This is a genomic window from Streptomyces sp. NPDC002817, assembly GCF_053592055.1.
In genome coordinates this window covers 1-25092 of the sequence record NZ_JBSFUY010000012.1, presented here as the reverse complement: position 1 = coordinate 25092, position 25092 = coordinate 1, and the positions used below count along the sequence as shown (strand labels likewise).

The following is a 25092-nucleotide window of genomic DNA, read 5'->3' as shown; positions in this document are numbered from 1 at the left end:
CGCCGTCAGTCGCCGGACCGCCCGGCGCGCAGCCGCTCGTAGTAGGCGGAGCACTCCTCGTACGACGGAAGCAGTCCGGACCGCTCCGCCTCGGCCAGCGACGGCGCCTGTCCGTCCTTGTCCGACAGGACCGGTGCGATCCCCTCGGGCCAGGCGATGGCCAACTGCGGGTCGAGCGGGTGCACCCCGTGCTCACGCCCCGGCGCATATCCCGTCGAGCACAGATACACGACGGTGGCGTCGTCGGTCAGCGCCATGAACGCGTGCCCGAGCCCCTCCGCGAGGAACACGGCGTGCCGCGTGTCGTCGTCGAGCCGCACCGCCTCCCAGCTGCCGAAGGTGGGCGAGCCGACGCGGACGTCCACCACCACGTCCAGGACGGCTCCGCGCACGCAGGTGACGTACTTGGCCTGACCGGGCGGCACGTCCGCGAAGTGCACTCCGCGCAGCACACCCCGCTTGGAGACCGAGCAGTTCGCCTGCGCCAGCGACAGGTCGTACCCGGTGGCCTCGCGGAACTCCTCGCCGCGGTACCACTCGTGGAAACTGCCCCGCTCGTCCGGGAACACCTTGGGCTCCAGTACCCAGGCGCCCTCTATGCCCAGCGGTCGCACGCCGCTACCTCCTGCCGTTCTTGATCCGGGATGTGGCACCGCGCAGCACCCTGCCGAGCTTGCGGCGGACCCGGCGGGCCAGCCGCTCCATGCCACCGGGATTGGGCGCGCGCACCGCGCGGACCGTCTCACCGGCGACGCGCAGAGCGAACGGCAGGACGAGGAAACGCGGTTCGGCCGCCTCCGGGACGGGACTCAGCGCGACCCGCCAGGTGAAGGCCCTGAGTTCGGCGAGGGGCAGCTCGGCCTCCAGCACCGAGCCCGAGCCGTCCGCGGCGGGGGACAGGGTGCCGGGCACGTCCACGATGCTCGCGGAGCCGAGCCGCAGCACGACCTTGCGCTCACCGGACACATGCAGCGGCAGAGGCACCTGGATGTGGTCGTCGGAGACGGTGACGCTCCCGGGCGTGGCACGGTCCAGGCCGAGCCGTTCGGGCGCGCGGTCCACGGCCAGGGCGAGGTTGCCGTGGGGGTGGGTCCAGTACGGCAGGACCGTACGGCCGCCCGCGACGGCGGCCTGCGGTGCGGGCCGGTCGTGTGCCGGGGCCGGGCCCAGCCTGCATTCCTTGGTCCAGCCACCGAGGCGGACGCGGACGAAGGCGTCCCACAGTCCGCCGGCCGGGGGTACACCGCCCGCTGCGACGGCCGGGTCGACCGTGGCCGTCACCCGCAGCACCAGCCGCACCCGCTCGCCGTCGCCTTCCGGCACCGTCTCCCCGGTGACCTGCACCGACTGGAAGTGCTGGGCGGCGCTGGCGCGCTCGCGCAGCAGCAGGTCGCCGGTCGCCGTGTCGAAACGCGCGACGGAGTCGGCGGACACCCATGCGATGGCCTCCGCGGCGTCCAGCGGTGGACCGCCCGTCGCCGGAACGCCATGGGCGGGGAACACCATCGGCTCGCCGCCCGACGTGAACTCGGTGCGCAGAGCGACCCGCAGCGTGCCGTCCTGCCACTCGACGCCCTCCGGGACCGCTCTGAGGGCGATGCCGGCCTCCCACTCGGCGAAGGCGACGACATCGGCGTAGCGGTCCGCGGCGATCAGCTCGGCCACGACGCGTTGTGTCGGCGGCAGCCCGGCCGCCACGCCCGGACCGAAGCGCTCGACGACGGTGGCGTGGATCTCCGTGAACAGACTGCGGCGGTAGTCCTCGGGCATCGCCAGCAGGCGCTTGCCGCGCATCCGCTCGACCATCTCGTTGCGCAGCCAGCGGCGGAAGAGACGATCCCGCAGGTCCCCCGGCTTGGTGTACGTCTCGACGACGTCGAGGGCCTCGCGCAGGTTCTTGAAGTACCCCGCCGGTTCGAACTGCTGGAAACCGGCGTTGGAGGCGTCGTCGCGGCGCACGTGGTAGTAGCACACGTAGTCGCTGAGCACGGAGACGTTGTCCGCGCGCAGATACGCCTCGGCGATGAAGACGTGGTCCTCGAGGCGCCGGCGGCCCTCGGGGAAGCGCAGTCCGATGTCGTCGAGGAAGGCCCGGCGGAACATCTTGTGCGGGGTGAGGCTGTCGATGAGCGGAGCGTTCTCGACCGACGCGCGCGGGTGGTTGCGACGGAACAGCTCGACGGGGACGGGACGTCCCTTGCCGGCCATCTTCCCCACGATCACATCGGCGCCGTTGGCCACGCCGTAGTCGTACATCCGCTCGAGGGCCTCGTCGCCGAGGTAGTCGTCGTTGTCGACGAACATGACGTACTCGCCCTGGGACGCCGCGATCCCCACGTTGCGGGGCTTGCCCGACCACCCGGAGTTCTCCTGGTGGATGACGTGTACGCGGGAATCCTCGGCAGCGAGCTCATCGAGCCGGGCTGGTGTTCCGTCGGTGGAACCGTCGTCGACGAAGACCACTTCGAACTCGTCGGGAGGCAGCGACTGCCTCTTGAGAGATGCGATGCAGTCCTCGATGTAAACCCCGGGGTTGTACACGGGGACGACGACGCTGACCTTGACCGGCATGAGGCTCGGTCCCCCTTGGGTCGCTTGTCGTTTCTGTCATGGTGCGGTGCTTGTGGCCAGATGCTAACCCGACGACACCACGGTTCTCGCTTCGGCCACCGCCTAGATCGCATACCGATCAGGTGAACGTTGACGATCTCCCGCCGATAGTCTGACCGCGTGCGTCTGCTCCTCATGTCCGACACGCATCTGCCGAAGCGGGCGAAGGTGCTGCCGGCCCCGCTGCTGGCCGAACTCCCGCGCGCCGACGTCGTGTTGCACGCCGGGGACTGGGTCGACACCGCGACCCTCGACCTGCTGGAGCGCCTCAGCGGGCGTCTGGTCGGTGTGTACGGCAACAACGACGGACCGCAGCTGCGCGCCCGGCTGCCGGAGGTCGCGTACGCCGAACTCGGCGGGCTGCGCTGGGGTGTGGTCCACGAGACCGGTCCCGCCCAGGGCCGCGAGGCACGCTGTGCCGCGCGGTACCCCGACCTCGACGTGCTCGTCTTCGGTCACAGTCACATCCCCTGGGACACCACCGCCCCCACCGGCCTGCGCCTGCTCAACCCGGGCTCCCCGACGGACCGCCGCCGTCAGCCGCACTGCACGTACATGACGGCGACCGTCGACGACGGCCGGCTCACGGATGTACGACTGCACGAGCTGCCGCCGCGGGCGGCCTGAGGAGACAAGATCCGGGCCGCTCCGTGTTCGCGGAAGCGGCCCGGGCGCTGCGAGTGTGCGCTGTCACGGACCTCCTTCCGGCAGAGGTGCCCAAGAGGGAGTGCGCCCCTCTTCCTCGGTGCGGCGCCTACCCGTCGGCTCCGGCCCCAACCCCCTAATTCGTTGGACGTCGGTGGCGTCGCCCCGCTGAGATGGACGGCGTGCTGATCGACACCACGCTCGTACGCCGTCTGCTCACCACTCAGTTCCCGCAATGGGCGGACCTCCCCCTCGCCCCGGTTCAGCAGTCCGGCATGGACAACGCGACCTTCCGACTCGGCGACGACCTGTCGGTAAGACTGCCCCGTTACGCCCACTGGGCGGGCCAGGTGGACCGCGAACACCGCTGGCTGCCGCGGCTGGCCCCGCGGCTGCCGCTCGCCGTGTCCGAGCCGCTCGCGATGGGGGCGCCCGGCGAGGGCTACCCGTACCCGTGGTCGGTGTACCGCTGGCTGGACGGCGAGACGGCGACCACCGAGGGGCTGACCGACCCGGTCCGGGCCGCCCTCGACCTCGCCGGGTTCGTCAACGCTCTTCAGGACATCGACCCGACGGGCGGACCCGGCCCCGAGCGGAGCAACGCCTTCCGCGGTGTGCCCCTGGGTGACCGGCGTGACTCGCTCGCCGCCGAGGCGCGGGTGCGGCCCAAGCTCGAGGCCCTGCGCGGCACGGGGCTCGTCGACGTGGACGCGGTGACGCAGGTGTGGGAGGCGGCCCTCGCGGCGCCCGCCTGGGAGAAGCAGCCGGTGTGGATCCACGGCGACCTCGCGACCGGCAACCTGCTGAGCCGGGACGGCAGGCTGAGTGCGGTGATCGACTTCGGGACACTGGCCGTCGCCGACCCGGCGGTCGACCTGCTGCCCGCCTACAACTTCCTGCCGCCGCGGGCCCGGGACGCCTTCCGCGAGGCGGTCGGCGCCGATGACGCCACGTGGGCCCGCGCGCGTGGCTGGGCCGTCGCGGGGTCGCTCCCGGTGCCCGACGACCCCTACTTCCAGCAGGACCCGGCCCGCGTCACCAGGGCCCTCGGCCATCTGGAGCAGGTGATCGCGGACCACCGCCGGGGCTAGGCCCTAGCGGCGCCGCCACTGCCGCAGCACCACCACCAGCGCGACGACCACGGCGGCGGCGACCGCCGCGCGCTTGGCGACCGGCACCCCGGCCGTACGGAACAGGTCCAGCGGTTCGTCCACCGGCGGCGGTGGTGTCTCCTGCGGCCTGTCGCCCAGTTGCTCGGCGAGGTTCTGAGCGAACCGGCCGATGATGCGGTCGCCCACCTCCGCCATCACCCCGCGTCCGAACTGCGCCGGACGCCCGGTGACGGTCAGATCGGTGCGCACCGACACGGCCGTACCGCCGTCCTGTTCCGTGAGCGTGCCGGTGACGGTGGCGCGGGCGGTGCCCTGGCCGCGGGTCTCGCGGCCGCTCGCGATGAGGACGATGCGGTGGGCGTCCTCGTCCTGTTCCTCGAAGACGGCGGTGCCCTTGTACGTCACCGTGATCGGGCCGACCTTGACCTTCACCGAGCCGTTCACCGTCTTGCCGTCGTAGTCCTCCACGGTCGCCCCCGGCATGCACGGCGCGACGCGCTCGATGTCCAGGAGCGCCCGCCAGGCGTCGTCGACCGGGACGGGCACGGTGAATTCGTGGTGCAGTTCCATGACTTCCTCCGTCAATGGGGATGGATGGCACCTGCGGTGGCGGTCAGAGGGGTTCCCGTGCCGCCCCACCTCAGTGCGACGATCTCGGCGGCGACGGACACGGCGACCTCCTCCGGTGTGCGGGCGCCGAGGTCGAGCCCGACCGGGGAGCGAAGGCGGGCCAGTTCACGGTCCGTGAGCCCGGCATCGACCAGCCGCTTCATCCGGTCGTCGTGCGTACGGCGGCTGCCCATCGCCCCGATGTAGGCGGCGGGCCGGCGCAGCGCCTCCTCCAGGAGCGGGACGTCGAACTTGGGGTCGTGGGTGAGGACGCAGATCACCGTGCGCCCGTCGGTGTCCGTGCCCCGGAGGTAGCGGTGCGGCCAGTCCACGACCACTTCCACGCCCTGCGGGAAGCGTTTGGGAGTGGCGAAGACCGGGCGGGCGTCGCACACGGTGACCCGGTAGCCGAGGAAGTCACCGATACGGGCGACCGCGGCGGCGTAGTCGATCGCGCCGAAGACCAGCATGCGCGGGGGAGGCGCGAAGGAGTGCAGGAAGACGGTGACCGCGTCCTCGCGGCGTTCGCCGCGCGGGCCGTAGTGGCGCAACCCTGTTGCGCCGAGGGCGAGTTCACCGCGTGCGTCGGCGGTGACCGCCACGTCCAGACCGTCGGTGCCGAGGCTCCCCGCGACCTGGTCCGGCCACACCGCAAGGGTCGCCCCGCGCGGCGCGGGTCCGTCGGTCACCGTCGCCACGGTCACCGGTCGCCCCGCCGCCACCGCCCCGGCGACCTCACCGAAGACCGGGTCGGTGGCCGCGGAGACGGGCCGCACCAGCAGGGTGATCTCGCCGCCGCAGGTCAGCCCCACCGCGAACGCGTCCTCGTCGCTGTACCCGAAGGTCTGCAACCGTGCCTCGCCGCTCGTCACCACCTCCTGCGCGAGCTCGAACACGGCCCCCTCCACACAGCCGCCGGACACACTGCCGACGACCTCGTCCTCGGGCCCCACGGCCATCGCCGCACCGGGGTCGCGCGGCGCGCTGCGGCTCACGGCGACGACGGTCGCCAGACCGAACGGCACTCCCGCCGCGTACCAGGCGCTCAGCGCCGGGAGAATCTCACGCACGATCCGCTCCTCTCACGACCGCCGCCAGGCTCTCCAGCGCGGCCAGGCTGTGCCCGTCGACGAACGCGTCCACGCTCGGCAGTGCCGCCGCCATACCGGCCGCCAGGGGTGCGTACCCGGGGCGTGCCCTGCGCGGATTGGCCCAGATCACCCGGTGGGCCAGCCGCCGCAAGCGTCGCATCTGTGCCGCCAGCACCTCCGGATCGCCACGCTCCCAGCCGTCCGACAGCACCACCACGACCGCGCCCCGCGCCATCCCGCGCTGCCCCCAGCGGTTCAGGAACTCGCGCAGCAGCACGCCCAGCCGGGTACCCCCGCGCCAGTCGGGCACGGCCGCCGCGACCGCCGTCATCGCCGGGTCGGGGTCGCGGTGGGAGAGCTCGCGGGTCACCCGGGTCAGCCGGGTGCCGATCGTGAACACCTCGGTGCGCGGACCTCGGGCGGCCGCGTGCGCGAACCGCAGCAGCGCGTCGGCGTACGGCGCCATGGAGCCGCTGACGTCCACCAGCAGCACGACCCGCCGAGGCCGCTCGGTCCGCGCGTGCCGGCGCAGCCGCGAGGGCTCCCCGCCCCGCCGCAGCACCTCCCGCACCGTCCGCCGCGGATCGACCTCCCCACGCCGAGCCGGCCGCCGCCGCGCACTGCGCCGGGACTCCCCGCGCAACGCGAACACGGCCAACAGACGCCGCAGTTGCTCCCGATCGGCGCCGACCAGCTCGCCGATGTCACGGCGGCGCAGGACCTCGGCGGAACTGGCGAGAGATGCGGTGGGCGGTCCCTCGCCGTCGCCCGCAGATGTCGTACGAGGCTCAGCGGCATCCCGTACGACGAGCCGCAGCCGGGACGGAGGAGGCACGGACACCGTGTTTCGGTCTGGGTCACCAGTGCCGAAGTAAGCGGCGAACACCCGCTCATAGCGCTCAAGGTCGTCCCGGTCCCCGCAAAGCGTCAGCCGCCCCGCCCAGTACACGTCCGCTCGCAGCGCGGGACCCAACTCGTCAACGGCCCGCAGAAAGGCATGCAGCCGCTCGGCGCTGGCGTCGACGCCCGCCGCGCGCAGGGCACGTCCAAATCCGAGGAGCACGGCGTCACCCTCAAGGGGCGCGGGGAACTGCGCGACCAGCCACGATGGCGCCGCAGACGACTGACGACCCATCACTGCACGTCCACCGAAGCGCCCAGTACCGCCGAGAAATCCAGCCCTCGCACCCGCTCCGCATCCTCCCGATACTTCAGCACCGCCCCCAGCGTCGTCACCGCCAACTCCGCGTCCACCTCACTCGCACCCAACGCATCCAGCGCCTCGGCCCAATCGATGGTCTCGGCCACCCCAGGCGGTTTCACCAGATCCTCCGAGCGCAACGCCTGCACCAGCGCGGTCACCTGCTCCGCCAGCCGCGCCGACACCCCGGGCAACCGCCGCCGCACAATGGCGAGTTCGCGGGCGAAGCCGGGGTGGTCGAACCAGTGGTACAGACACCGCCGCTTCAGCGCATCGTGCACCTCGCGGGTGCGGTTGGACGTCAGCACGACCACCGGCGGCGACGAGGCCCGCAGCGTGCCCAGCTCCGGAATCGTCACCGAGTACTCCGAGAGCAGCTCCAGCAGGAACGCCTCGAACTCGTCGTCGGCACGGTCGATCTCGTCGACCAGCAGGACCGACGGCTGTGTCTCCAGCGCGCGCAGCAGTGGCCGGGCGATCAGGAAGCGCCGGTCGTACAGTTCGCTCTCCAGCCGGTCGGCGTCGGTGACACCGGCCGCCTCGGCGGCGCGCAGATGCAGCAGCTGGCGTGGGAAGTCCCAGTCGTACAGGGCCTGCGAGGCCTCGATGCCCTCGTGGCACTGGAGCCGGATCAGCGGGGCGTCGAGCGCGTCGGCGAGGGCGGAGGCGAGCGCGGTCTTGCCGACGCCCGCGTCGCCCTCGCAGAAGATCGGCCGGGCCAGCCGGAGGGCCAGGAAGCAGGCGACGGCCAGCCCGTGGTCGACGAGGTACCCCGTCTCCTCCAGGCGGGCCCGCACCTGTTCCGGGCCGTCGAACTCGGTGATCGTCCCTCACCCCATTCCGGCGGCGGTGAGCACCGCCCGCTTGGTGAGCACCCGGGCCAGATGCGCCCGGTACTCGGGCGAGGCCGAGGTGTCCTGCGACGGCTGGGTCCCGACCGCCGCCGACTCCGCGGCCCGCGCCACCGCTTCGGGGTCCCCGGCGCCGGTCAGGGCCTCCTCGGTCGCCGTGGCGCGCAGCGGGGTCGTGCCCATGTTGGTCAGCCCGATCCGGGCCTCGGCGATGTGCCCGTCGTCGCGCCGTACCAGAGCGGCCACGCCGACCATCGCCCAGGACTGGGCGACCCGATGGAACTTCTCGTAGTGGAAGCCCCAGCCGTCGGCCTTCGGCACCCGCACCTCCACGAGCAACTCATCGGGATCCAGGGCAGATTGGAGGTAGTCGACGAAGAACTGCCGTGCGGGGACGGTCCGTCGTCCGCGCGGGCCCTGCGCCACCAGTTCGGCGTCGAGCGCCAGTACCACCGCGGGCAGGTCACCGGCCGGATCGGCGTGCGCCAGGGAGCCGCCGAGGGTGCCTCGATGGCGTACGGCGGGATCCGCGACGGTCGCCGTGGCGGCGGCGAGCAGGCCCGCGTGGCGGCGTACCAGCGGGTCGCGGATCACGTCGTGGTGGGTGGTCATCGCGCCGATGACGAGGGTGTCGCCGTCTTCGCGGACCCCGCGCAGTTCGGGGATGCGGCCGACGTCCACGACCAGTTCGGGGAAGGCGAGGCGGAGCCTGAGCAGCGGCAGCAGGCTCTGCCCGCCGGCCAGTACCTTGGCGTCCTCGCCGGCCCCGGCGAGCGTGCGTACCGCTTCGTCGACGTCGGCCGGACGGGCGTATTCGAATGCCGGGGGAATCATGCCGAGGCCTCCTCGATGGCTCGCCACACCCGCTCGGGGGTGCAGGGCATCCGTACCTCCGTGACGCCCAGCGGGCGCAGCGCGTCCACGATGGCGTTGACGACGGCGGGCGTGGACGCGATCGTCCCTGCCTCGCCGACTCCCTTGACACCCAGGGGGTTGGTGGTCGACGGCGTCTCGGTGCGGTCCGTCACGAAGTCGGGCAGGTCCGGCGCGGACGGGACGAGGTAGTCGGCCATCGTGCCGGAGACGAGGTTGCCCTGGTCGTCGTAGACCGCCTCCTCGTACAGCGCCTGCGCGATGCCCTGCGCGAGGCCGCCGTGCACCTGACCCTCGACGATCATCGGGTTGATGACCTTGCCGACGTCGTCGACGCAGACGTACGACCGGATGTGGCTGCGTCCCGTCTCGGTGTCGACCTCGATTGCGCACAGGTGGGTGCCGTGCGGGTAGGAGAAGTTGTCCGGGTCGGTGACGTGCCCGGCGTTGATGGTGGGTTCCATGCCGTCGGGCAGGTCGTGCGAGGAGAACGTCTCGAAGGCGAGCTCCTGGAGGGTCTTGCGGGCGTCGGGGGAACCCTTGACCGAGAAGACGCCGCCCGTGAACTCCAGGTCCTGCTCGCTCGCTTCGAGCAGATGGGCGGCCACCTTGCGGGCCTTGTCCACCACCTTGCGCGCCGCGTGGTGAATGGCGGTGCCGCCCACCACGAGGGAGCGTGAGCCGTAGGTGTCCATGCCCTGCGGGGCGGCCCTGGTGTCGCCGTGCACGACCTGGACGTCCTCGAACGGCACACCGAGGACGTCGGCGGCGATCTGGCTCCAGCAGGTCACATGGCCCTGCCCGTGCGGACTGGTCCCGGTGACCACCTCGACCTTGCCGGTGGGCAGCACCCGGATGCTCGCGGCCTCCCAGCCGCCGGCCGCGTACCGCAGGTCCCGCAGCACCCGGCTGGGCGCGAGCCCGCACATCTCGGTGTAGGTCGACACCCCGATGCCGAGGCGTACGGAGTCTCCCCGGCGATTGCGGTCCGCCTGTTCGGCGCGGAGCTTGTCGTAGTCGAACAGCGCGAGCGCCCTCTCGGTCGCGGCCTCGTAGTTGCCGCTGTCGTAGGTCAGACCCGCGATCGTCGTGTACGGGAACTCCTCGTGACCGATCCAGTTCCGGCGCCGCAGCTCCACCGGATCCAGGCCGAGTTCGACCGCCAGCTCGTCCATGATCCGTTCGATGGCGTACGTCGCCTCCGGGCGCCCCGCGCCACGGTAGGCGTCGGTCGGAGTCCTGGTGGTGAAGACGCCGGTGACGTTGAGTTCGTAGGAACCCATCTTGTAGATCCCCGGGTACATGAACGCGCCCAGGATCGGGATGCCCGGCGTGACCAGCATCAGATAGGCGCCCATGTCGACCAGGAGGTCGGCCTTGAGGCCCAGCAGTTCGCCGTCGCGGTTCGCGGCGATCTCGACGTCCTGGATCATGCCGCGGCCGTGGTGGGTCGCCAGATAGCCCTCGGAGCGGGACTCGGTCCACTTGACCGGGCGTCCGAGGCGGCGGGCGACCGTGAGGGCGATGGCCTCCTCGCCGTACACCTGGAGCTTGGAGCCGAAGCCGCCGCCCACGTCGGGGGCGATCACCCGCAGCTTGTGCTCGGGGACCCCGGTGACCACGGCGAGCATGATCCGCAGGATGTGCGGGATCTGGGTGGAGGAGTAGAGGGTGTACTCGCCGGAGGCGGCGAGCGGGGTGACGACGACTCCGCGCGGTTCCATGGCGTTGGCGATGAGCCGCTGGTGGACGTAGCGGCGCTTGAGGGTGACCTCGGCGCGCCGGCGTACGGCGTCGAAGTCCTCGCCGGTCTTCAGCGGCCAGAGGTAGCTGCGGTTGGTGCCCTTGTCGGAGTGGACCAGGGGGGAGTTCTCGGTGAGCGCGGCCTCCAGGTCCAGTACCGGCGGCAGGGGCGTGTAGTCGACCTCGATCGCTTCGAGGGCGTCGGCGGCCGTGTACCGGTCACGGGCCACGACGACCGCCACCGGGTCTCCGGCGTACCGCACCTCGTCGACGGCGATGGGCGGGTGGTCGGGCAGCACGATGTCCTCGGTCACCGGCCATGCGCAGGGCAGCGATCCCATCCCCTCCGCGAGGTCGCTTCCGCTGAACGCCGCGACGACACCCGGGCGTTCGAGAGCGGGCGTCACATCGACACGGTCGATGTGGGCATGGGCCATGGGGCTGCGCAGGATCGCCAGATGGAGGAGACCGCCCACGCTGATGTTGTCGGTCCAGTTGGTCTGCCCGGTGAGCAGGCGAGCGTCCTCCTTGCGGGGGCGCGAGCGGCCGACCTCGCGTTCGACGGTCTCACTCATGTCCGTACCTCCTGTTCGGAGGCGTCGAGCACCGCGCGCACGATGTTCTGGTAGCCGGTGCAGCGACAGAGATTGCCCTCCAGGGCGTGGCGTACCTCGTCGGAGGTGGGGTGGGGGTTGTCCCGCAGCAGATCCCGCGCCGCCATGAGCATGCCCGGAGTGCAGTAGCCGCACTGGAGTGCGTGCCGCTCGTGGAAGGCCTGCTGGAGTCCCGTCCACTCCCCGTTCGACGTCAGCCCCTGGACGGTGGTCACCTCGCTCCCGTCCGCCTGGACGGCCAGGACCGAGCAGCTCTTGACGCTCGCACCGTCCAGGTCGACCGTGCAGGCCCCGCAGTTGGAGGTGTCGCAGCCCACGGGGGTGCCGGTCAGGCCCAGTCGGTCACGCAGGTAGTGGATCAGCAGAAGACGGGGTTCGACCTCGTCCTGGTAGTTCGTGCCGTCCACCTTCACCGAGATACGGGTCATGTGCCCTCCCAGGGAACCGTGCGAGGGGATAGCAGGGGGCTGGTGGGGGAAATCGGCCACCTGACGTGATGGGCGTCACTCTAGGACCGGCCAGGGGAGGGGGCGAGGGCTGGGACGTGGGTTTGTTGACCGTTAATTCGTTGGCGCCCGGTGCGCGGATCTGCTGCACTGCGAGGGACCGGTAGGCGATCAACGGAGGAGCGCAGTAATGCGAGGAGCACGCATGTCCACCCAAGAAGGAATGACCCCCTCTTCGAAGGACATGACGCTTCGTGCACTTGCTCAACCTCGGGATCCTCGCCCATGTCGACGCCGGTAAGACCAGCCTCACCGAGCGGCTGCTGCACTCCGTCGGAGTGATCGACGAGATCGGCAGCGTCGACGCCGGCAGCACCCGGACCGACTCCCTCGCGCTGGAGCGGCAGCGCGGCATCACCATCAAGTCCGCCGTCGTCTCGTTCGCGGTCGACGACGTCACCGTCAACCTCATCGACACCCCCGGCCACCCGGACTTCATCGCCGAGGTGGAGCGGGTGCTCGGCGTCCTCGACGGCGCCGTGCTGGTCGTCTCGGCCGTCGAGGGCGTCCAGGCGCAGACCCGCGTCCTGATGCGCACCCTCCAGCGGCTGAAGATCCCCACGCTGATCTTCGTCAACAAGATCGACCGTCGTGGTGCGCGGTACGACGGTGTCCTGAGCGCGCTCTCCGAGCGGCTCACGCCCGCGGTCGTACCGATGGGGCGGGCCGTCGGGCTCGGCACCCGTAAGGCCGTGTTCGCGCCGGACCGTGTTCCCGTCGACGTCCTCGCGGACCATGACGACGAGCTGCTCGCGGCCTATGTCGAGGGGACGCTCTCTCGGGACCGGGTGCGCACGGCCCTGGTCGCACAGACCCGCGAGGCCCTCGTCCATCCGGTGTTCTTCGGCTCCGCGGTCACCGGTGCGGGCGTCCCCGAACTCATCTCAGGGATCAAGGAGTTGCTGCCCCGCGCCGACGGTGACCCCGAGGGCCCGGTCTCCGGCACCGTCTTCAAGGTCGAGCGGGGCCCGGCGGGGGAGAAGGTCGCCTACGCGCGGATGTTCTCCGGAACGCTGCGCACCCGCGACCGGGTCCTCTTCGGCGACGCCCGGACCGGCGACGCCCGTGACGAGGGCCGGGTCACCGCGGTGAGCGTCTTCGACCACGGCACGGACCTCCGTGAGGACGCGGTCCCCGCGGGGCGGATCGCGAGGCTCTGGGGTCTGGCCGACGTGCGGATCGGCGACGCGATCGGCGAACCCCGCAAGGCGCACGGGCACTTCTTCGCCCCGCCGACCCTGGAGACCGTGGTCGTGCCGGGCCCGGACACGGACCGCAGGGCGCTGCACCTCGCGCTCGGCCAACTCGCCGAACAGGACCCGTTGATCGGGCTGCGCCACGACGAGGTACGCCAGGAGACCTCCGTCTCCTTGTACGGGGAGGTCCAGAAGGAGGTCATTCAAGCCACTCTGGCGGAGGAGTTCGGGCTCGCCGTCGGCTTCCGGGAGACCACGCCGCTCTGCGTCGAGAGGCCGGCGGGGACGGGTGCCGCCGCCGAGTTCATCAAGAAGGACGCCAACCCGTTCCTCGCGACCGTCGGCCTGCGCGTCGACCCCGCCCCGCCCGGAACCGGCGTCGCCTTCCGGCTGGAGGTGGAGCTGGGCGCCATGCCGTACGCCTTCTTCAAGGCGGTCGAGGACACCGTCCGCGAGACCCTCGGTCAGGGCCTCGACGGCTGGCAGGTCACCGACTGCACGGTCACGATGACCCACTCCGGCTACTGGCCCCGCCAGAGCCACGCCCACCAGGGCTTCGACAAGAGCATGTCCACCACCGGAGCCGACTTCCGGGGCCTGACACCGCTGGTTCTGATGGAGGCGCTGCGCAAGGCCGGGAGCCAGGTGTACGAGCCGATGCACCGCTTCCGGATCGAGGCCCCGGCCGACACCCTGGGCGCCCTGCTGCCGGTGCTGGCCGCGCTCCGGGCCGTGCCGCAGACCACCGAGACGCGCGGGGAGAGCTGCGTCCTGGAGGGTGCGGTGCCGGCGGCCCGCGTGCACGCGCTGGAGCAGCGGCTGCCCGGACTCACGCGGGGTGAGGGCGAGTTGGAGAGCGGGTTCGACCACTATGCGGCCGTGGTGCGCGGTGACGTGCCGCGTCGTCCGCGCACCGATCACAACCCGCTGAACCGCAAGGAGTACCTGTTGAACGTGACGCGCAGAGTGGGGAACTGAGGTGGCTGAGAAAGAACGTGTAAAAAAACCTGAGACTTACTCATGAGTCAGAAGTGTTGACGGTGTCCGGAAATCGCCCGACTGTAGTGAACATGCCGAATATCCGGTTGCGTTTGCTGGCGGTTCTGGTTGTCCTCTTCGGATCCCTGACGGTGGCGGGCGCCGGGCCCGCCACCGCCGCCGTCCCCAATTCCCTCTGGTTCGACGGCACGGCGCTCACCGTGTCGAACGGCCGCTTCGTCGACGGCCAAGGCCGCGAGGTGGTTCTCCGTGGTTACAACGTCTCCGGCGAGACCAAGCTCGACGAGAACCACGGCCTGCCCTTCGCCTCCGTGGCCGACGCCAAGAAGTCGGCGACCGCGCTGAGAGCCCTCGGCGGCGGCAACTCGGTCCGCTTCCTGCTCTCCTGGGCCTACGCGGAGCCGGTGCGCGGCCAGGTGGACACGGCCTACCTGGCCGCCGCCACCGCACAGATGGGCGCCTTCCTGGACGCGGGTATCCGCGTCTACCCCGACTTCCACCAGGACCTCTACTCCCGCCACCTCTTCGACTCGGACAGCTGGTACACGGGCGACGGGGCCCCGCAATGGGCGGTGGACCTCGGCAACTATCCGGACGAGTCCTGCGGGATCTGCTTCCTCTGGGGTCAGAACATCACCCAGAACGGCGCGGTGAAGGCAGCCCAGTACGACTTCTGGCACAACGCCTACGGCCTTCAGGACTCCTTCCTCACCACGGCCCAGAAGACCATGGGGTACATCAAGCAGAACCTGTCCGCCGAGCAGTTCACGGGCGTCCTCGGCTTCGACCCCTACAACGAGCCCTACGCCGGCACCTACGAGTCCGGCCAGGCCAGCCGCACCTGGGAACGCGACCTGCTGTGGCCCTTCTACGTGAAGTTCCGTGCCCGGATGGACGCGGCCGGCTGGACGGACAAGCCCGCCTTCGTCGAGCCGAACCTGTTCTGGAACGGCAACGTCAGCAAGGAGGAGGGCGGCCTGCTCGACGCGGGCTCCATCGGCTCCCGGTACGTCTTCAACACCCACTTCTACGACCAGAAGGCCATCTCCGGCGTCCTCATGTGGGGCAACGCCTCGGACGGCCAGTACGTGACCGACTTCGCCACGGTCCGCGACCGGGCCTCGGCGCTCGGCACCACGGCCATCGTCAGCGAGTTCGGCCACCCCCTGAACGGCTCCACCGCCGGCAAGGCGCCGACGGTCCTCAAGGCGATGTACCAGGCCCTGGACTCCCGGGTGAAGGGCGCCAACTGGTGGACCACGCCCGCCACTTCCGGCCCGGTGCTGTCCGGCTCGCAGTGGCAGTGGGACATCTACAACGGCCGCCACAGCGAGCTCATGAACGGCAACCCCGACAAGGAGCTCACCACCGGGGACGCCTGGAACGACGAGGACCTGTCCGCCGTCCGCCTCGACGACTCCGGCACGGCCGTGCTGCGTCAGGACGCCCGGCTCCTCGACCGCATCTACCCCAGCGCCACCTCGGGCAGCACCCTCGCCTTCACCTACGAGGACCGCTCCCGCGACGGCTCCACGACCCTGACCTGGAACCCGGTCCCGAGCAGCCTGCCGAACGTATCCTCGTTGGTCGGCTCCGGCCAGTACTCCCTGCAGGTGTGGCGCTCGGGCAGTGGCTCGGCACCGACCGACCTGCACCTCCCGGCGTCCTTCCCGAACGCCTCCACCACCGTGGTCTCCGACCTCGGCACGGCGTACGCCCCGCCGGCGTACACCTCGACCACCCCGATCGGCACGACCGCCGAACCGGGCGGCACCGGTAGCCGCCGCCTCCTGCTCACCGACACCGACAGCGGCACCCTGCACTACGCGCTCGTCACCAACGGGGCCACCTCGCCCTCCGCATCCCTGCTCAGCGCGGCCAAGTCGGAACTGGCCGCGTGGATGGCGTCGAAGTTCGCTTGACCCTCTCCTTACGTCAGGGTTGAGGCTGGACCCCGACGAAAGGGCAGGTGAATGAGCTACTCCGTGCGGCAGGTCGCGTCCTGGGCCGCGGTGACGGTGCGCACGCTCCATCACTACGACCGGACCGGCCTGCTCACGCCCGGCACCCGCAGCCGGGCCGGGTACCGCCTCTACGACGAGACGGACCTGGCCCGGCTCCAGCAGATCCTCTTCTACCGCGAACTCGGCTTCTCCCTCGACGAGATCGCCGCCATCCTCAAGGACCCGCAGGCCAACGCCCTGGACCATCTTCGGTCCCGGCAACGGCAGTTGAGCGAGGAGATCGCCCGGCTCCAGCGGCTCTCCGAGGTCGCCGAGCGGGCCATCGAGGTCCAGCGGACCGGCGTGACCCTCACCCCGCAGGAACGCTTCGAGGTCTTCGGCGAGATCGGCTTCGACCTCAGCTACGCCACCGAACGGCAGCTGAAGTGGGCCGGCTCGCAGGGGCAGCGCGAGTCGATGGCACGGGCGGCCGCCCACACCAAGGAGGACTGGCGGCAGCTCATGGGGGAGGCCGGCGAGTGGCGCGCACGGCTGCTCGCGGCCTTCGACGCGGGGGAGCCGAGCGACGGTGAGGCGGCCATGGACCTCGCCGAGGAGCACCGCCGGCACATCACCCGCTGGTTCACCACCTGTCCGCCCGCCATGCACCGGCGGATCGCGGACGACTTCGTGGCCGACCCGCGCGCCTTCGCCCTCGTCGTACCCCCGTCGCAGCAACGGCCCGGTCTCGCCGCCTACCTGGGCAAGGCCGTGCACGCCAACGCGGCCCGCAACGACTCCCCGGAGGAGGAGAGATGAGGATCCTGATCGCCGCGGCCGGTTCGCGAGGCGACGTGGCGCCCTACACGGGACTCGGCAGTGCGCTCCTGAGGGCCGGGCACGAGGTCACCCTCGCCGCACCGGACGCCTTCGCGCCTCTGGCGCGGGAGGCGGGGCTGGAGTTCCGTGCCCTTCCGGCCCGCGCGGAGGGCGGTGGGGCGGCGAACAGGCGTGAACTGATGCGCACCGCGGCCGAGTTCGTCACCGAGCTCGGTCAGGGATTCGCCGCCGCGATGGACCGGGGGACGGATCTGCTCCTGCTGTCGACGACCACGGCTCCCCTCGGCTGGCACCTGACCGAGGCCACCGGCACCCCGGCGATCGGCGCGTACCTCGTGCCCACCGCCCCGACCGGGGACTTCCCGCCCGTGGTCACCGCGGCCCGCTCACTGGGCCGCCTCGGCAACCGTACGGCCGGACGCTTCGCGCTGCGCATGGCCGACCGTCTCTACACGGGGGCGGTCGCCGACCTCCGCCGGAGCCTCGATCTGCCCCCGCTCACGCCGCGTGCGATGCGCCGCCGACAGGAGCAGGCGAACCGGCCCGTCCTGCACGGCTTCAGCACGGCACTCGTGCCGCGCCCCGGCGACTGGCGGCCGGGGCTGGAGGTCGTGGGCACCTGGTGGCCGTACGTCGACGAGTCCCGGCGGCTGACCGCGGAACTGGAGGACTTCCTCGCGGCCGGAGCGCGGCCGGTGTTCATCGGGTTCGGCAGCATGGCGGCCGGGCAGGGGGAGCGGCTCGGCGACGTCGCCGTACGGGCCCTGCGACGGGCCGGGCTGCGCGGGATCCTGCAGACCGGCAGTGCCGGACTCGCGGCCGACGGCGACGACGTCCTGACCGTCGGGGACGTACCGCACGCGCTGCTGTTCCCGCGGGTCGCCGCCGTGGTCCACCACGCCGGAGCGGGCACCTCGGCGGCCGGACTGCGCGCCGGGGTACCCGCGGTGCCCGTGCCGGTGACGGCGGACCAGCCGTTCTGGGCGGGGCGGCTGGCCGCGCTCGGGGCCGCCACCGACCCGGTCCCGTTCAGGTCGCTCACGGCCGAGGCGCTCGCCGACGCGCTCGGCCGTGTAGCACGGCAGCAGTCCTACAGCTGTGCGGCCGTGACCGCCGCGCAGCTCATGGCCGCCGAGGACGGGGCGGGCGCGGCGGTCAAGGCCGTGGAACGGTCGGCGGGCTGAGCCTCAGGACGCCGGGCTCGTCCAGTTCGCCGCGACATGGCCCAGGCGGACGCGCTGGGGGTGGTCGCCGACCGGGACGGACACCGTCTTCTGGCCGGTGGCGAAGTCGATGGCCGTGACCTGGTCGGTGCCGCTCTCGGAGACCACACAGAGCTTGCCGTCGCCGCTGACCGTGGCCCAGTAGGGCTTGGAGGCGGTGACGAGCGGGCCCTCCTGGAGCGTCGTGCGGTTGACGACGGTCGCGTAGTCGTCCATGGTCCCGGCGACGCACAGCTTGGTGCCGTCGGGGCTCATCGAGATGCCGTGGTGGCGGGAGTCGTTGACGAACGTGGTGCGGTCGTCGCTGGTCGCCGGGTTCTTCGGAAGGGTCTTGGTCCGGGTGATCCTGTCGGTGGCGAGGTCGTACTCGAAGAAGCCGTTGAAGAACGACACCTGGAAGTACAGCTTGGACTCGTCCGGGGAGAACACGGCCGGGCGGACCGCGTCGGAGTAGTCGGTGAGACCGATCGCGTCCAGTTTCGGCCGCATGTCGATGACCTTGACCTGCTGGTACGTCGTGGCGTCGACGACCGTGATGCGCCGGTCGCCCTTCGTCCAGTCCAGCCACGGGGCGTCGGTGTCGGTGTTCACGTCGCCGATCGCCATGTTGTAGATGTACTTGCCGTCCTTGGTGAAGATGTTCTCGTGCGGCTTGTCGCCGGTGGTGAACTTGCCGAGCTGCTTTCCGGAGTTGATGTCGAGCACGTGCACGGTGTTCGAGGTCGAGGCGGACACCGCCACCCGGGTGCCGTCGGGGGAGACGGCCATGTGGTCCGAGCGGTAACCCGACACGGGGAAGCGCCAGTTGATGGCTCCGGTGGTCAGGTTGATCGACACGACGTCGGCGAAGCTCGGCCGGGAGACGACGACCGACGCGCCGTCCGGTGTGGTGTACATGTCGTCGACGAACTGGTCGTGGCCCTCGCCGACACCGTTGCGGATCGCCATGAAGTAGATCCATTTGATCGGATCGGCGTTGATCTCGGCCATCCGCGCGTCCTTGTCGGGGATGACGTTGATCCGGCCGACCTTCGCGAGATCGCCCGTGGACTTGAGGACGTCGGCGGTGCCGTCCCAGTTGTTGCCGACGAACAGCACCTCGCGCAGGGCGGCGGCGTCCGCTGCGGTGGCGGTCGCCGGCGCGGTGACGGTCAGGGCGACGGCGGCGGCCAGCGCGCCAAGGTGCCTGGGTCTGAAAGCGGGCATGACGGCTCTCTTCTCTGAGTGCGGTTCATGAGTAGGACATGCCAAGGCAGAGCTCGTGAATCTGAACACGAACGCTTTCAGAATCAACTTACTGAAAAGTAAGGAAGGGGCGCCCTGTCCACAAGACCGCGTACACGATAAAAATTGGCGCGTCGGAGGACGATCAACGGAGGTGACCGTGGCGGGCAGGCTCAAGGCGCCGACCGGCCGCTACGGCGGCAAGACCGCCGAAGAACGACAGGCGCTGCGGCGCGGGCGTTTCCTGGACGCGGCTCTGCAGCTGTTCGGCGACACCCCCGGCTACCGCAACACCACGGTCGCCGCGCTCAGCGAGGCCGCAGGCCTGTCGACCCGGCAGTTCTACGAGGAGTTCCGCACCCTCGAGGATGTCCTCGCCGCCCTTCATCTCCAGGTCAACGGCTGGGCCGAGGAGGCGGTCCTGACGGCGGTGGCCGACGCGGAGTCGCTGCCGCTCGCCGAACGAGTGGCGGCGATCTTCCGTGCGTACGCCGCGAATGTCACCGGCGACCCCCGCCGTATCCGCATCACCTTCGTCGAGATCATCGGCGTCAGTCCACGTCTGGAGGAACAGCGCCTTGCCCGCCGCGCCGGGTGGATCGACCTGCTGTGCGCCGAGGCGAACGCGGCCGTCGCGCGGGGTGAGGCGGCGCCGCGGGACTATCGGATTCCGGCCGCGGCGTTCATCGGCGCGGTCAACGGGCTGCTGCACGACTGGAGCGCTGGATGGGTGGACGCGACGTTGGACGAGGTGGTGGAGGAGTTGGTGCGGCAGTTGTTGGCGATCTTGCGGCCGGTCGGGTGGTGAATCCGCGGGCCGGTGGGAGCTGATCGCGCCCGCGCGGCGGAGCCGCACATGGATGCACTCCCGCGCCCCTTCGGGGGCGCTGTTCAGCGCGTCAGTCTGTTCACCGCCGCCACCACCGGCCCGACCCCGTCCTCTTCGCGAATCCGCGCCCCCAGCGCCCGCGCCCGCTCCCGGTACCCCGGATCGCGGGTGACCCGCGTCAGCGCCGAGGCCAGCGTGTCCGTGTTCAGTCCCCGCAGCGGTACCGCACGCGGTGCCACGCCCAGCGCGACCAACCGCGCGGACCAGAAGCCCGCGTCGAACTGGACCGGCACCGGTACGGCGGGCACCCCGGCCCGCAGCCCCGCCGCGGTCGTGCCCGCGCCCGCGTGGTGGACGAGCGCCGCCATGTGCGGGAAGAGGGCCGCGTGGGCGACCTCGCCGACGGTCAGCATGTCGTCGCCGTCGGCCGCGAGCCCGCCCCAACCCTGCTGGATCACCCCGCGCAGCCCGGCCCGGCGCAGCGCGCGCACGATGTCTTCGCTGAGTCGCCGCGGGTCCGGGACCGTCGCACTGCCCAGACCGACGAACACCGGAGGTTCGCCCGCGTCGAGGAAGTCCCGCACCTCGGGCGGAAGTCCGCTCTTCACGTCGTACGGCCACCAGTAGCCGGTCACGTCCAGCCCCGTCCGCCAGTCGCGTGGCCTGGCCACCACGAGCGGGCTGAAGCCGTGGTGCACCGGCCACGCCTGGCGCTCCCGGGCCCGCAGTGCCGCCGCGGAGCGGACGCGGGGCATCCCCAGCCGTTCGCGCACCGCGGGGACCGTCGCGGCGAAGACCTGCTCCACGGCCAGGCCCACACCGTGCCCGGCGAGCCGGTTGCCGGCCGTTCCCCAGGAGCGGCCGCCGAGCATGGGAGGGCCGAACTCACGTGTGGGGGCGAGGGGTTGGAGATAGACGCCCATGCTGGGCAGCGACAGGCCCTCGGCGACGGTGTGTCCCAGCGGTGCGAGCGAGCCGGACAGCAGCAGCACGTCGCTCCCTCGCGCGGCCGCCAGCACGTCGTCGGCCATCTCCTGGGCCAGGGTCCGCGCCATGCTCACCACCCGCAGCAGCTTTCCGGCGCCCGTCGCACTGTCGTGCAGCGCCCGCCCGCGCGAGGACTCCAGCTCCGCCCGCGGATCGAGCGGCAGGGCGTGGAATCCGAGCCCCGACCCCGCCACCAACGGCTCGAAGGAGCCGTGTGTGACCAGGGTGACCTCGTGCCCGGCCCGCACCAGGCCGTGGCCCAGTCCGGTGAACGGGGCGACGTCGCCCCGGGACCCCGCTGTCATGATCGCTACGCGCACAACGGTCAGTATGGCGCGGAGGCGTGCTCCGCGGGCGAACGCCCCAAGGGGACCGGCTACTTCACGCCTGTCACAGCCGTTGACTTCACCCTGCCGTGGCTCTACTTTCGGCGCGCGACACGTTCGAACTGTCGATCCTTGTTCGAAATATCGTCACCCTTGAGTGTTTCCCCGCACGAAGGAGCCGCATGTACCCCCCACCGCGTTGTGTCCGCCGGGTCAGAGCCGCCGCCGTACGCGCCCTCGTCCTCGCCCTGGCCGCCACCGCCGCCCTGCTGTTCGCGCAGCCGGACCAGGCGCAGGCGGCGACCAGCCGTCAGATCTCCGTGCCCACCGCCCCGATGGGCTGGGCCTCCTGGAACAGCTTCGCCGCGAAGATCGACTACAGCGTGATCAAGCAGCAGGTCGACGCCTTCGTCGCCTCGGGCCTGCCGGCGGCGGGCTACCAGTACATCAACATCGACGAGGGGTGGTGGCAGGGCACCCGTGACAGTGCCGGCAACATCACCATCGACGAGGCGGAGTGGCCCGGTGGCATGAAGGCCATCGCCGACTACATCCACAGCAAGGGCCTCAAGGCCGGTATCTACACCGACGCCGGCAAGGACGGCTGCGGCTACTACTACCCGACCGGCCGCCCCGCCGCGCCCGGCTCCGGCAGCGAGGGCCACTACGCGCAGGACATGCTCCAGTTCTCGCAGTGGGGCTTCGACTTCGTGAAGGTCGACTGGTGCGGCGGTGACGCGGAGGGGCTCGACGCGAAGACGACGTACCAGGCCATCAGTGACGCGATCGCGCAGGCCACGGCCAGCACCGGCCGCCCGATGACCCTGTCGTTGTGCAACTGGGGCCGGCAGAACCCGTGGAACTGGGCTCCGGGCCAGGGCGCGATGTGGCGGACCAACGACGACATCATCCTGTACGGCAACAAGCCGTCCATGACGAACCTGCTGACCAACTACGACCGGAACCTGCACCCCACGGCCCAGCACACCGGCTACTACAACGACCCCGACATGCTGATGGTCGGCATGGACGGCTTCACCGCCGCCCAGAACCGCACCCACATGAACCTGTGGGCGATCTCCGGCGCACCGCTCCTCGCCGGCAACAACCTCGCCACGATGACCACCGAGACCGCGAACATCCTCAAGAACCCCGAGGTCATCGCCGTCGACCAGGACACGCGCGGCCTCCAGGGCGTCAAGGTTGCCGAGGACACCAGCGGACTGCAGGTGTACGGCAAGGTCCTGTCCGGCGCGGGCAACCGCGCGGTCGTTCTGCTCAACCGCACCTCCTCCGCCCAGAACATCACCGTCCGCTGGTCCGACCTCGGTCTGACCAACGCCAACGCGACCGTCCGTGACCTGTGGACGCAGCAGAACATCGGCTCGTACGGCACCAGTCACACCACGAGCGTCCCGGCGGGCGGCTCCGTGATGCTCACGGTCAAGGGCGGCACCGAGGCCGCGAGCAGCACCTACACCGGCACGTCGAGCTTCTCCGGCGTGGTCGCCGGGAGCACCGGCCTGAAGACCGTCGACGTCGCCTACACCAACAACACCTCGACCGCCCGCAAGGCCACCCTCAAGGCCAACGGCCAGGGCTCGACGGCGGTCTCCTTCCCGCCCACCGGCTCCAGCCAGGGCACGATCAGCGTCCAGGTCGCCCTCTCCAAGGGCTCCTCGAACACGCTGACCTTCACCGGCGCCCCGACCCTTGCCGACATCACGGTCAGGCCGCTGCCCGGCGCCAACGGCAACCTGGTCGTCGGCACACAGTCGGGCCGCTGCCTCGACATCAACGACAACACCATCACCAACGGCACCCAGGGCCAGCTCTGGGACTGCAACGGCGGTCAGAACCAGGCCTGGACGTACACCTCCCGCAAGGAACTCGTGGTGTACGGCAACAAGTGCCTGGACGCCTACAACCTCGGCACGACCAACGGCACCAAGGTCGTGATCTGGGACTGCAACGGTCAGAACAACCAGAAGTGGAACGTCAACACCGACGGCACCCTGACCAATGTCCACTCCGGACTCTGCCTGGACGCCTACAACAACCAGACGGCCAACGGCAGCCAGCTGGTGCTGTGGTCCTGCGGCACCGGTGACAACCAGAAGTGGACGCTGAACTAGCGGCGGCGAACCCCCGGACGGGCGAGGCTGTGTCCGGCACAGCCTCGCCCGCCACCCGGAGGCGCGAGACGGTCAGTCGGGGAGGTTCCCCTCGCCGCCGAGGTTCGCGACCATCCGGCGCAGGACATCGACCGTCACCGCGTAGTCGGCCGGTTCGATCCCGTCATGCGTCCGCTCGTGGATCCGCAGGTTGCGCTCCCGGGCACGGACGCGCCCGGCTTCACCCGCCTCGGTCAGCCGCATGCCGTCCGGCTCCTCCGTGAGCCAGCCGCGGGCGACCAGATCGTCGAAGACGCCGTCGAAGTCGATGCCCTGGTCGTCATACCGAGTCAGCCGCTCGACGAGCGCCGCACGGGTCCACCGTCCGGGATCCCCGGCGGCGTGGTTGAGCGTCCACCAGTGGGGCTGCGTCAGGTTCTCCACAGCCAACTGTGCGCGGATTCCTCCCACCACCCGGCGGTACACCTCACCACTCCACGCCCCGATCGGCTGAGCGGCCAGTTCCTCCTGCGAGTACTCCTTGATCGCCATGTGACGACCGTAGAACCTCAACTTTGCTCGAGGTCAAGGCCGGAGCTGCGGGACGACACACACCACGACGACACCGACGAGCCCGGCACAGCCCAGCAGCAGACCCGCCAGCAGTCCGCGCCGCAGCTCGCGGTACTTCGCCTCGTACTCCTCCCGCAGTCGCCCGGCGCGCGTCGAGGTGTGCTGCCAGGAGTCGCGGGCGAGTGCGAGGTACTCCGCCTCGAACCGCCGCTCCACCTCGGCCCGTTGGGTGTCCGTGAGCCAGTGCAGTGGTGCGGTGAAGCGCTCGGCGGCCGTGCGGCCCTCCTCGCGGGTGGCGGCGAGCAGCAGATGGCCCTCGACGTCGGCCAGGAACCTGCTCACTTGGCGGTCAACTCCCTCTGCGGCTCGGTGGTGTGGTGCACGTCGAACGCCGGGGATTCGCTGCGGATCCGCGGCAGGGTGAGGAAGTTGTGCCGCGGGGGCGGGCAGGACGTCGCCCACTCGAGCGAGCGGCCGTAGCCCCACGGGTCGTCGGTCTCGACCTTCCTGCCGTACTTGGCCGTCTTCCACACGTTGTAGAAGAAGGGGAGCAGTGACGCGCCGAGGACGAACGAGAAGATGCTCGACAGTGTGTTGAGGGGGGTGAGGCCCTCCACCGCGAGATAGTCCGGGATGCGGCGCTGCATACCGTTCACGCCCAGCCAGTGCTGGACGAGGAAGGTGCCGTGGAAGCCGATGAACAGCGTCCAGAAGGTGATCTTGCCGAGGCGCTCGTCGAGCATCTTGCCGGTGAACTTGGGCCACCAGAAGTGGAAGCCGGAGAACATCGCGAAGACGACGGTGCCGAACACCACGTAGTGGAAGTGCGCCACCACGAAATAGGAGTCGGAGACCGCGAAGTCGATCGGTGGCGAGGCGAGCATCACGCCGGTCAGACCACCGAAGGTGAAGGTGATCAGGAAGCCGGTGGCCCAGAGCATCGGTGTCTCGAAGGACAACGAGCCCTTCCACATCGTTCCGAT

General features: G+C 70.7%; 22 protein-coding genes. 8 read left to right on the top strand and 14 right to left on the bottom strand.

Annotation, left to right across the window (positions count from 1 at the left end):
• Positions 1-5: 5 nt before the first annotated feature.
• The gene (rfbC, locus tag ACWD3I_RS22985; RefSeq protein WP_365412252.1) at positions 6-614 is read right to left on the bottom strand and encodes a dTDP-4-dehydrorhamnose 3,5-epimerase; all 609 of its coding nucleotides are present in this window, start codon (positions 612-614) and stop codon (positions 6-8) included.
• A 4-nt stretch (positions 615-618) separates the two neighbouring features.
• Positions 619-2571, bottom strand: coding sequence for a glycosyltransferase family 2 protein (locus tag ACWD3I_RS22980; protein ID WP_365412249.1), 1953 nt, complete (start codon positions 2569-2571; stop codon positions 619-621).
• 159 nt (positions 2572-2730) lie between these two features.
• Here ACWD3I_RS22980 and ACWD3I_RS22975 point away from each other — a divergent pair, with 159 nt between their 5' ends.
• A complete protein-coding gene (locus ACWD3I_RS22975; RefSeq protein WP_365412246.1) occupies positions 2731-3237 on the top strand; it encodes a metallophosphoesterase family protein in 507 nt (168 codons plus the stop codon).
• Positions 3238-3428: 191 nt separating this feature from the next.
• Positions 3429-4346 (top strand): aminoglycoside phosphotransferase family protein, encoded by a 918-nt coding sequence (locus ACWD3I_RS22970; protein WP_451084158.1) that lies wholly within the window; start codon positions 3429-3431, stop codon positions 4344-4346.
• Between the two features lie 3 nt (positions 4347-4349).
• Here ACWD3I_RS22970 and ACWD3I_RS22965 read toward each other — a convergent pair whose 3' ends face one another.
• The 7 genes from ACWD3I_RS22965 to ACWD3I_RS22935 form a co-directional block, all read right to left on the bottom strand.
• On the bottom strand, positions 4350-4937 hold the full coding sequence (locus tag ACWD3I_RS22965) for an SRPBCC family protein (protein WP_365412240.1): 588 nt from the start codon (positions 4935-4937) through the stop codon (positions 4350-4352).
• Positions 4938-4948: 11 nt separating this feature from the next.
• A complete protein-coding gene (locus ACWD3I_RS22960) occupies positions 4949-6046 on the bottom strand; it encodes an XdhC family protein (protein WP_365412237.1) in 1098 nt (365 codons plus the stop codon).
• Complete coding sequence (locus tag ACWD3I_RS22955; protein ID WP_451084157.1) at positions 6039-7130, bottom strand: vWA domain-containing protein; 1092 nt, start codon at positions 7128-7130, stop codon at positions 6039-6041. The genes ACWD3I_RS22960 and ACWD3I_RS22955 overlap by 8 nt, the downstream gene beginning before the upstream one ends.
• A 71-nt stretch (positions 7131-7201) precedes the next feature.
• Positions 7202-8092: an AAA family ATPase gene (locus ACWD3I_RS22950; RefSeq protein ID WP_365412268.1), complete on the bottom strand. Its 891-nt coding sequence runs from the start codon at positions 8090-8092 to the stop codon at positions 7202-7204.
• A gap of 6 nt (positions 8093-8098) precedes the next feature.
• Positions 8099-8953 carry an FAD binding domain-containing protein gene (locus tag ACWD3I_RS22945; RefSeq protein ID WP_365412231.1) on the bottom strand — a complete coding sequence of 285 codons (855 nt, stop codon included), beginning with the start codon at positions 8951-8953 and terminating at the stop codon, positions 8099-8101.
• Positions 8950-11310 (bottom strand): xanthine dehydrogenase family protein molybdopterin-binding subunit, encoded by a 2361-nt coding sequence (locus ACWD3I_RS22940; RefSeq protein WP_365412228.1) that lies wholly within the window; start codon positions 11308-11310, stop codon positions 8950-8952. Before ACWD3I_RS22940 ends, ACWD3I_RS22945 begins: the two co-directional genes overlap by 4 nt.
• Entirely contained in the window at positions 11307-11777 is a 471-nt protein-coding gene (locus ACWD3I_RS22935) for a (2Fe-2S)-binding protein (RefSeq protein WP_365412225.1), read from the bottom strand. Before ACWD3I_RS22935 ends, ACWD3I_RS22940 begins: the two co-directional genes overlap by 4 nt.
• Positions 11778-12049: 272 nt before the next feature.
• Between ACWD3I_RS22935 and ACWD3I_RS22930 the strand changes: the two genes are divergently transcribed.
• The 4 genes from ACWD3I_RS22930 to ACWD3I_RS22915 all read left to right on the top strand — a co-directional run bounded on the left by ACWD3I_RS22930 (position 12050) and on the right by ACWD3I_RS22915 (position 18017).
• Positions 12050-14029: a GTP-binding protein gene (locus ACWD3I_RS22930; protein WP_451084156.1), complete on the top strand. Its 1980-nt coding sequence runs from the start codon at positions 12050-12052 to the stop codon at positions 14027-14029.
• A 92-nt stretch (positions 14030-14121) separates the two neighbouring features.
• Positions 14122-15972, top strand: a complete 1851-nt coding sequence (locus ACWD3I_RS22925) for a glycoside hydrolase family 5 protein (protein ID WP_365413203.1) — start codon at positions 14122-14124, stop codon at positions 15970-15972.
• 51 nt (positions 15973-16023) lie between these two features.
• Complete coding sequence (locus ACWD3I_RS22920; protein WP_365413205.1) at positions 16024-16812, top strand: MerR family transcriptional regulator; 789 nt, start codon at positions 16024-16026, stop codon at positions 16810-16812.
• Complete coding sequence (locus tag ACWD3I_RS22915; protein ID WP_365413207.1) at positions 16809-18017, top strand: glycosyltransferase; 1209 nt, start codon at positions 16809-16811, stop codon at positions 18015-18017. The genes ACWD3I_RS22920 and ACWD3I_RS22915 overlap by 4 nt, the downstream gene beginning before the upstream one ends.
• A 3-nt stretch (positions 18018-18020) precedes the next feature.
• Here the strand turns inward: ACWD3I_RS22915 and ACWD3I_RS22910 are convergent, their stop codons facing one another.
• Positions 18021-19262 (bottom strand): YncE family protein, encoded by a 1242-nt coding sequence (locus ACWD3I_RS22910; RefSeq protein WP_365413209.1) that lies wholly within the window; start codon positions 19260-19262, stop codon positions 18021-18023.
• Positions 19263-19440: 178 nt separating this feature from the next.
• On the opposite strand from ACWD3I_RS22910, the gene ACWD3I_RS22905 reads away from it, so the two are divergent.
• Entirely contained in the window at positions 19441-20088 is a 648-nt protein-coding gene (locus ACWD3I_RS22905) for a TetR/AcrR family transcriptional regulator (RefSeq protein WP_365413211.1), read from the top strand.
• Between the two features lie 83 nt (positions 20089-20171).
• Here ACWD3I_RS22905 and ACWD3I_RS22900 read toward each other — a convergent pair whose 3' ends face one another.
• Positions 20172-21401 carry a glycosyltransferase gene (locus ACWD3I_RS22900; protein WP_365413213.1) on the bottom strand — a complete coding sequence of 410 codons (1230 nt, stop codon included), beginning with the start codon at positions 21399-21401 and terminating at the stop codon, positions 20172-20174.
• 203 nt (positions 21402-21604) lie between these two features.
• Between ACWD3I_RS22900 and ACWD3I_RS22895 the strand changes: the two genes are divergently transcribed.
• Positions 21605-23557: a ricin-type beta-trefoil lectin domain protein gene (locus tag ACWD3I_RS22895; protein ID WP_365413215.1), complete on the top strand. Its 1953-nt coding sequence runs from the start codon at positions 21605-21607 to the stop codon at positions 23555-23557.
• 72 nt (positions 23558-23629) lie between these two features.
• Here the strand turns inward: ACWD3I_RS22895 and ACWD3I_RS22890 are convergent, their stop codons facing one another.
• The 3 genes from ACWD3I_RS22890 to ACWD3I_RS22880 form a co-directional block, all read right to left on the bottom strand.
• Positions 23630-24088 (bottom strand): MarR family transcriptional regulator, encoded by a 459-nt coding sequence (locus tag ACWD3I_RS22890; RefSeq protein ID WP_451084155.1) that lies wholly within the window; start codon positions 24086-24088, stop codon positions 23630-23632.
• Between the two features lie 33 nt (positions 24089-24121).
• Complete coding sequence (locus ACWD3I_RS22885) at positions 24122-24451, bottom strand: hypothetical protein (RefSeq protein WP_451084154.1); 330 nt, start codon at positions 24449-24451, stop codon at positions 24122-24124.
• Positions 24448-25092, bottom strand: a 645-nt coding sequence (locus tag ACWD3I_RS22880; protein WP_451084153.1) for a cytochrome c oxidase subunit I, incomplete at its 5' end; no start/stop codon positions are given. The genes ACWD3I_RS22885 and ACWD3I_RS22880, both read right to left, overlap by 4 nt.

Coding starts and splice junctions, on each gene's coding strand:
- ACWD3I_RS22980 (WP_365412249.1), bottom strand. CDS start 2,571: ATGCCGGTCAAGGTCAGCGTCGTCGTCCCCGTGTACAACCCCGGGGTT.
- ACWD3I_RS22920 (WP_365413205.1), top strand. CDS start 16,024: ATGAGCTACTCCGTGCGGCAGGTCGCGTCCTGGGCCGCGGTGACGGTG.
- ACWD3I_RS22925 (WP_365413203.1), top strand. CDS start 14,122: ATGCCGAATATCCGGTTGCGTTTGCTGGCGGTTCTGGTTGTCCTCTTC.
- ACWD3I_RS22895 (WP_365413215.1), top strand. CDS start 21,605: ATGTACCCCCCACCGCGTTGTGTCCGCCGGGTCAGAGCCGCCGCCGTA.
- ACWD3I_RS22915 (WP_365413207.1), top strand. CDS start 16,809: ATGAGGATCCTGATCGCCGCGGCCGGTTCGCGAGGCGACGTGGCGCCC.
- ACWD3I_RS22945 (WP_365412231.1), bottom strand. CDS start 8,953: ATGATTCCCCCGGCATTCGAATACGCCCGTCCGGCCGACGTCGACGAA.
- ACWD3I_RS22910 (WP_365413209.1), bottom strand. CDS start 19,262: ATGCCCGCTTTCAGACCCAGGCACCTTGGCGCGCTGGCCGCCGCCGTC.
- ACWD3I_RS22900 (WP_365413213.1), bottom strand. CDS start 21,401: ATGACAGCGGGGTCCCGGGGCGACGTCGCCCCGTTCACCGGACTGGGC.
- ACWD3I_RS22890 (WP_451084155.1), bottom strand. CDS start 24,088: ATGGCGATCAAGGAGTACTCGCAGGAGGAACTGGCCGCTCAGCCGATC.
- ACWD3I_RS22940 (WP_365412228.1), bottom strand. CDS start 11,310: ATGAGTGAGACCGTCGAACGCGAGGTCGGCCGCTCGCGCCCCCGCAAG.
- ACWD3I_RS22935 (WP_365412225.1), bottom strand. CDS start 11,777: ATGACCCGTATCTCGGTGAAGGTGGACGGCACGAACTACCAGGACGAG.
- ACWD3I_RS22970 (WP_451084158.1), top strand. CDS start 3,429: ATGGACGGCGTGCTGATCGACACCACGCTCGTACGCCGTCTGCTCACC.
- ACWD3I_RS22965 (WP_365412240.1), bottom strand. CDS start 4,937: ATGGAACTGCACCACGAATTCACCGTGCCCGTCCCGGTCGACGACGCC.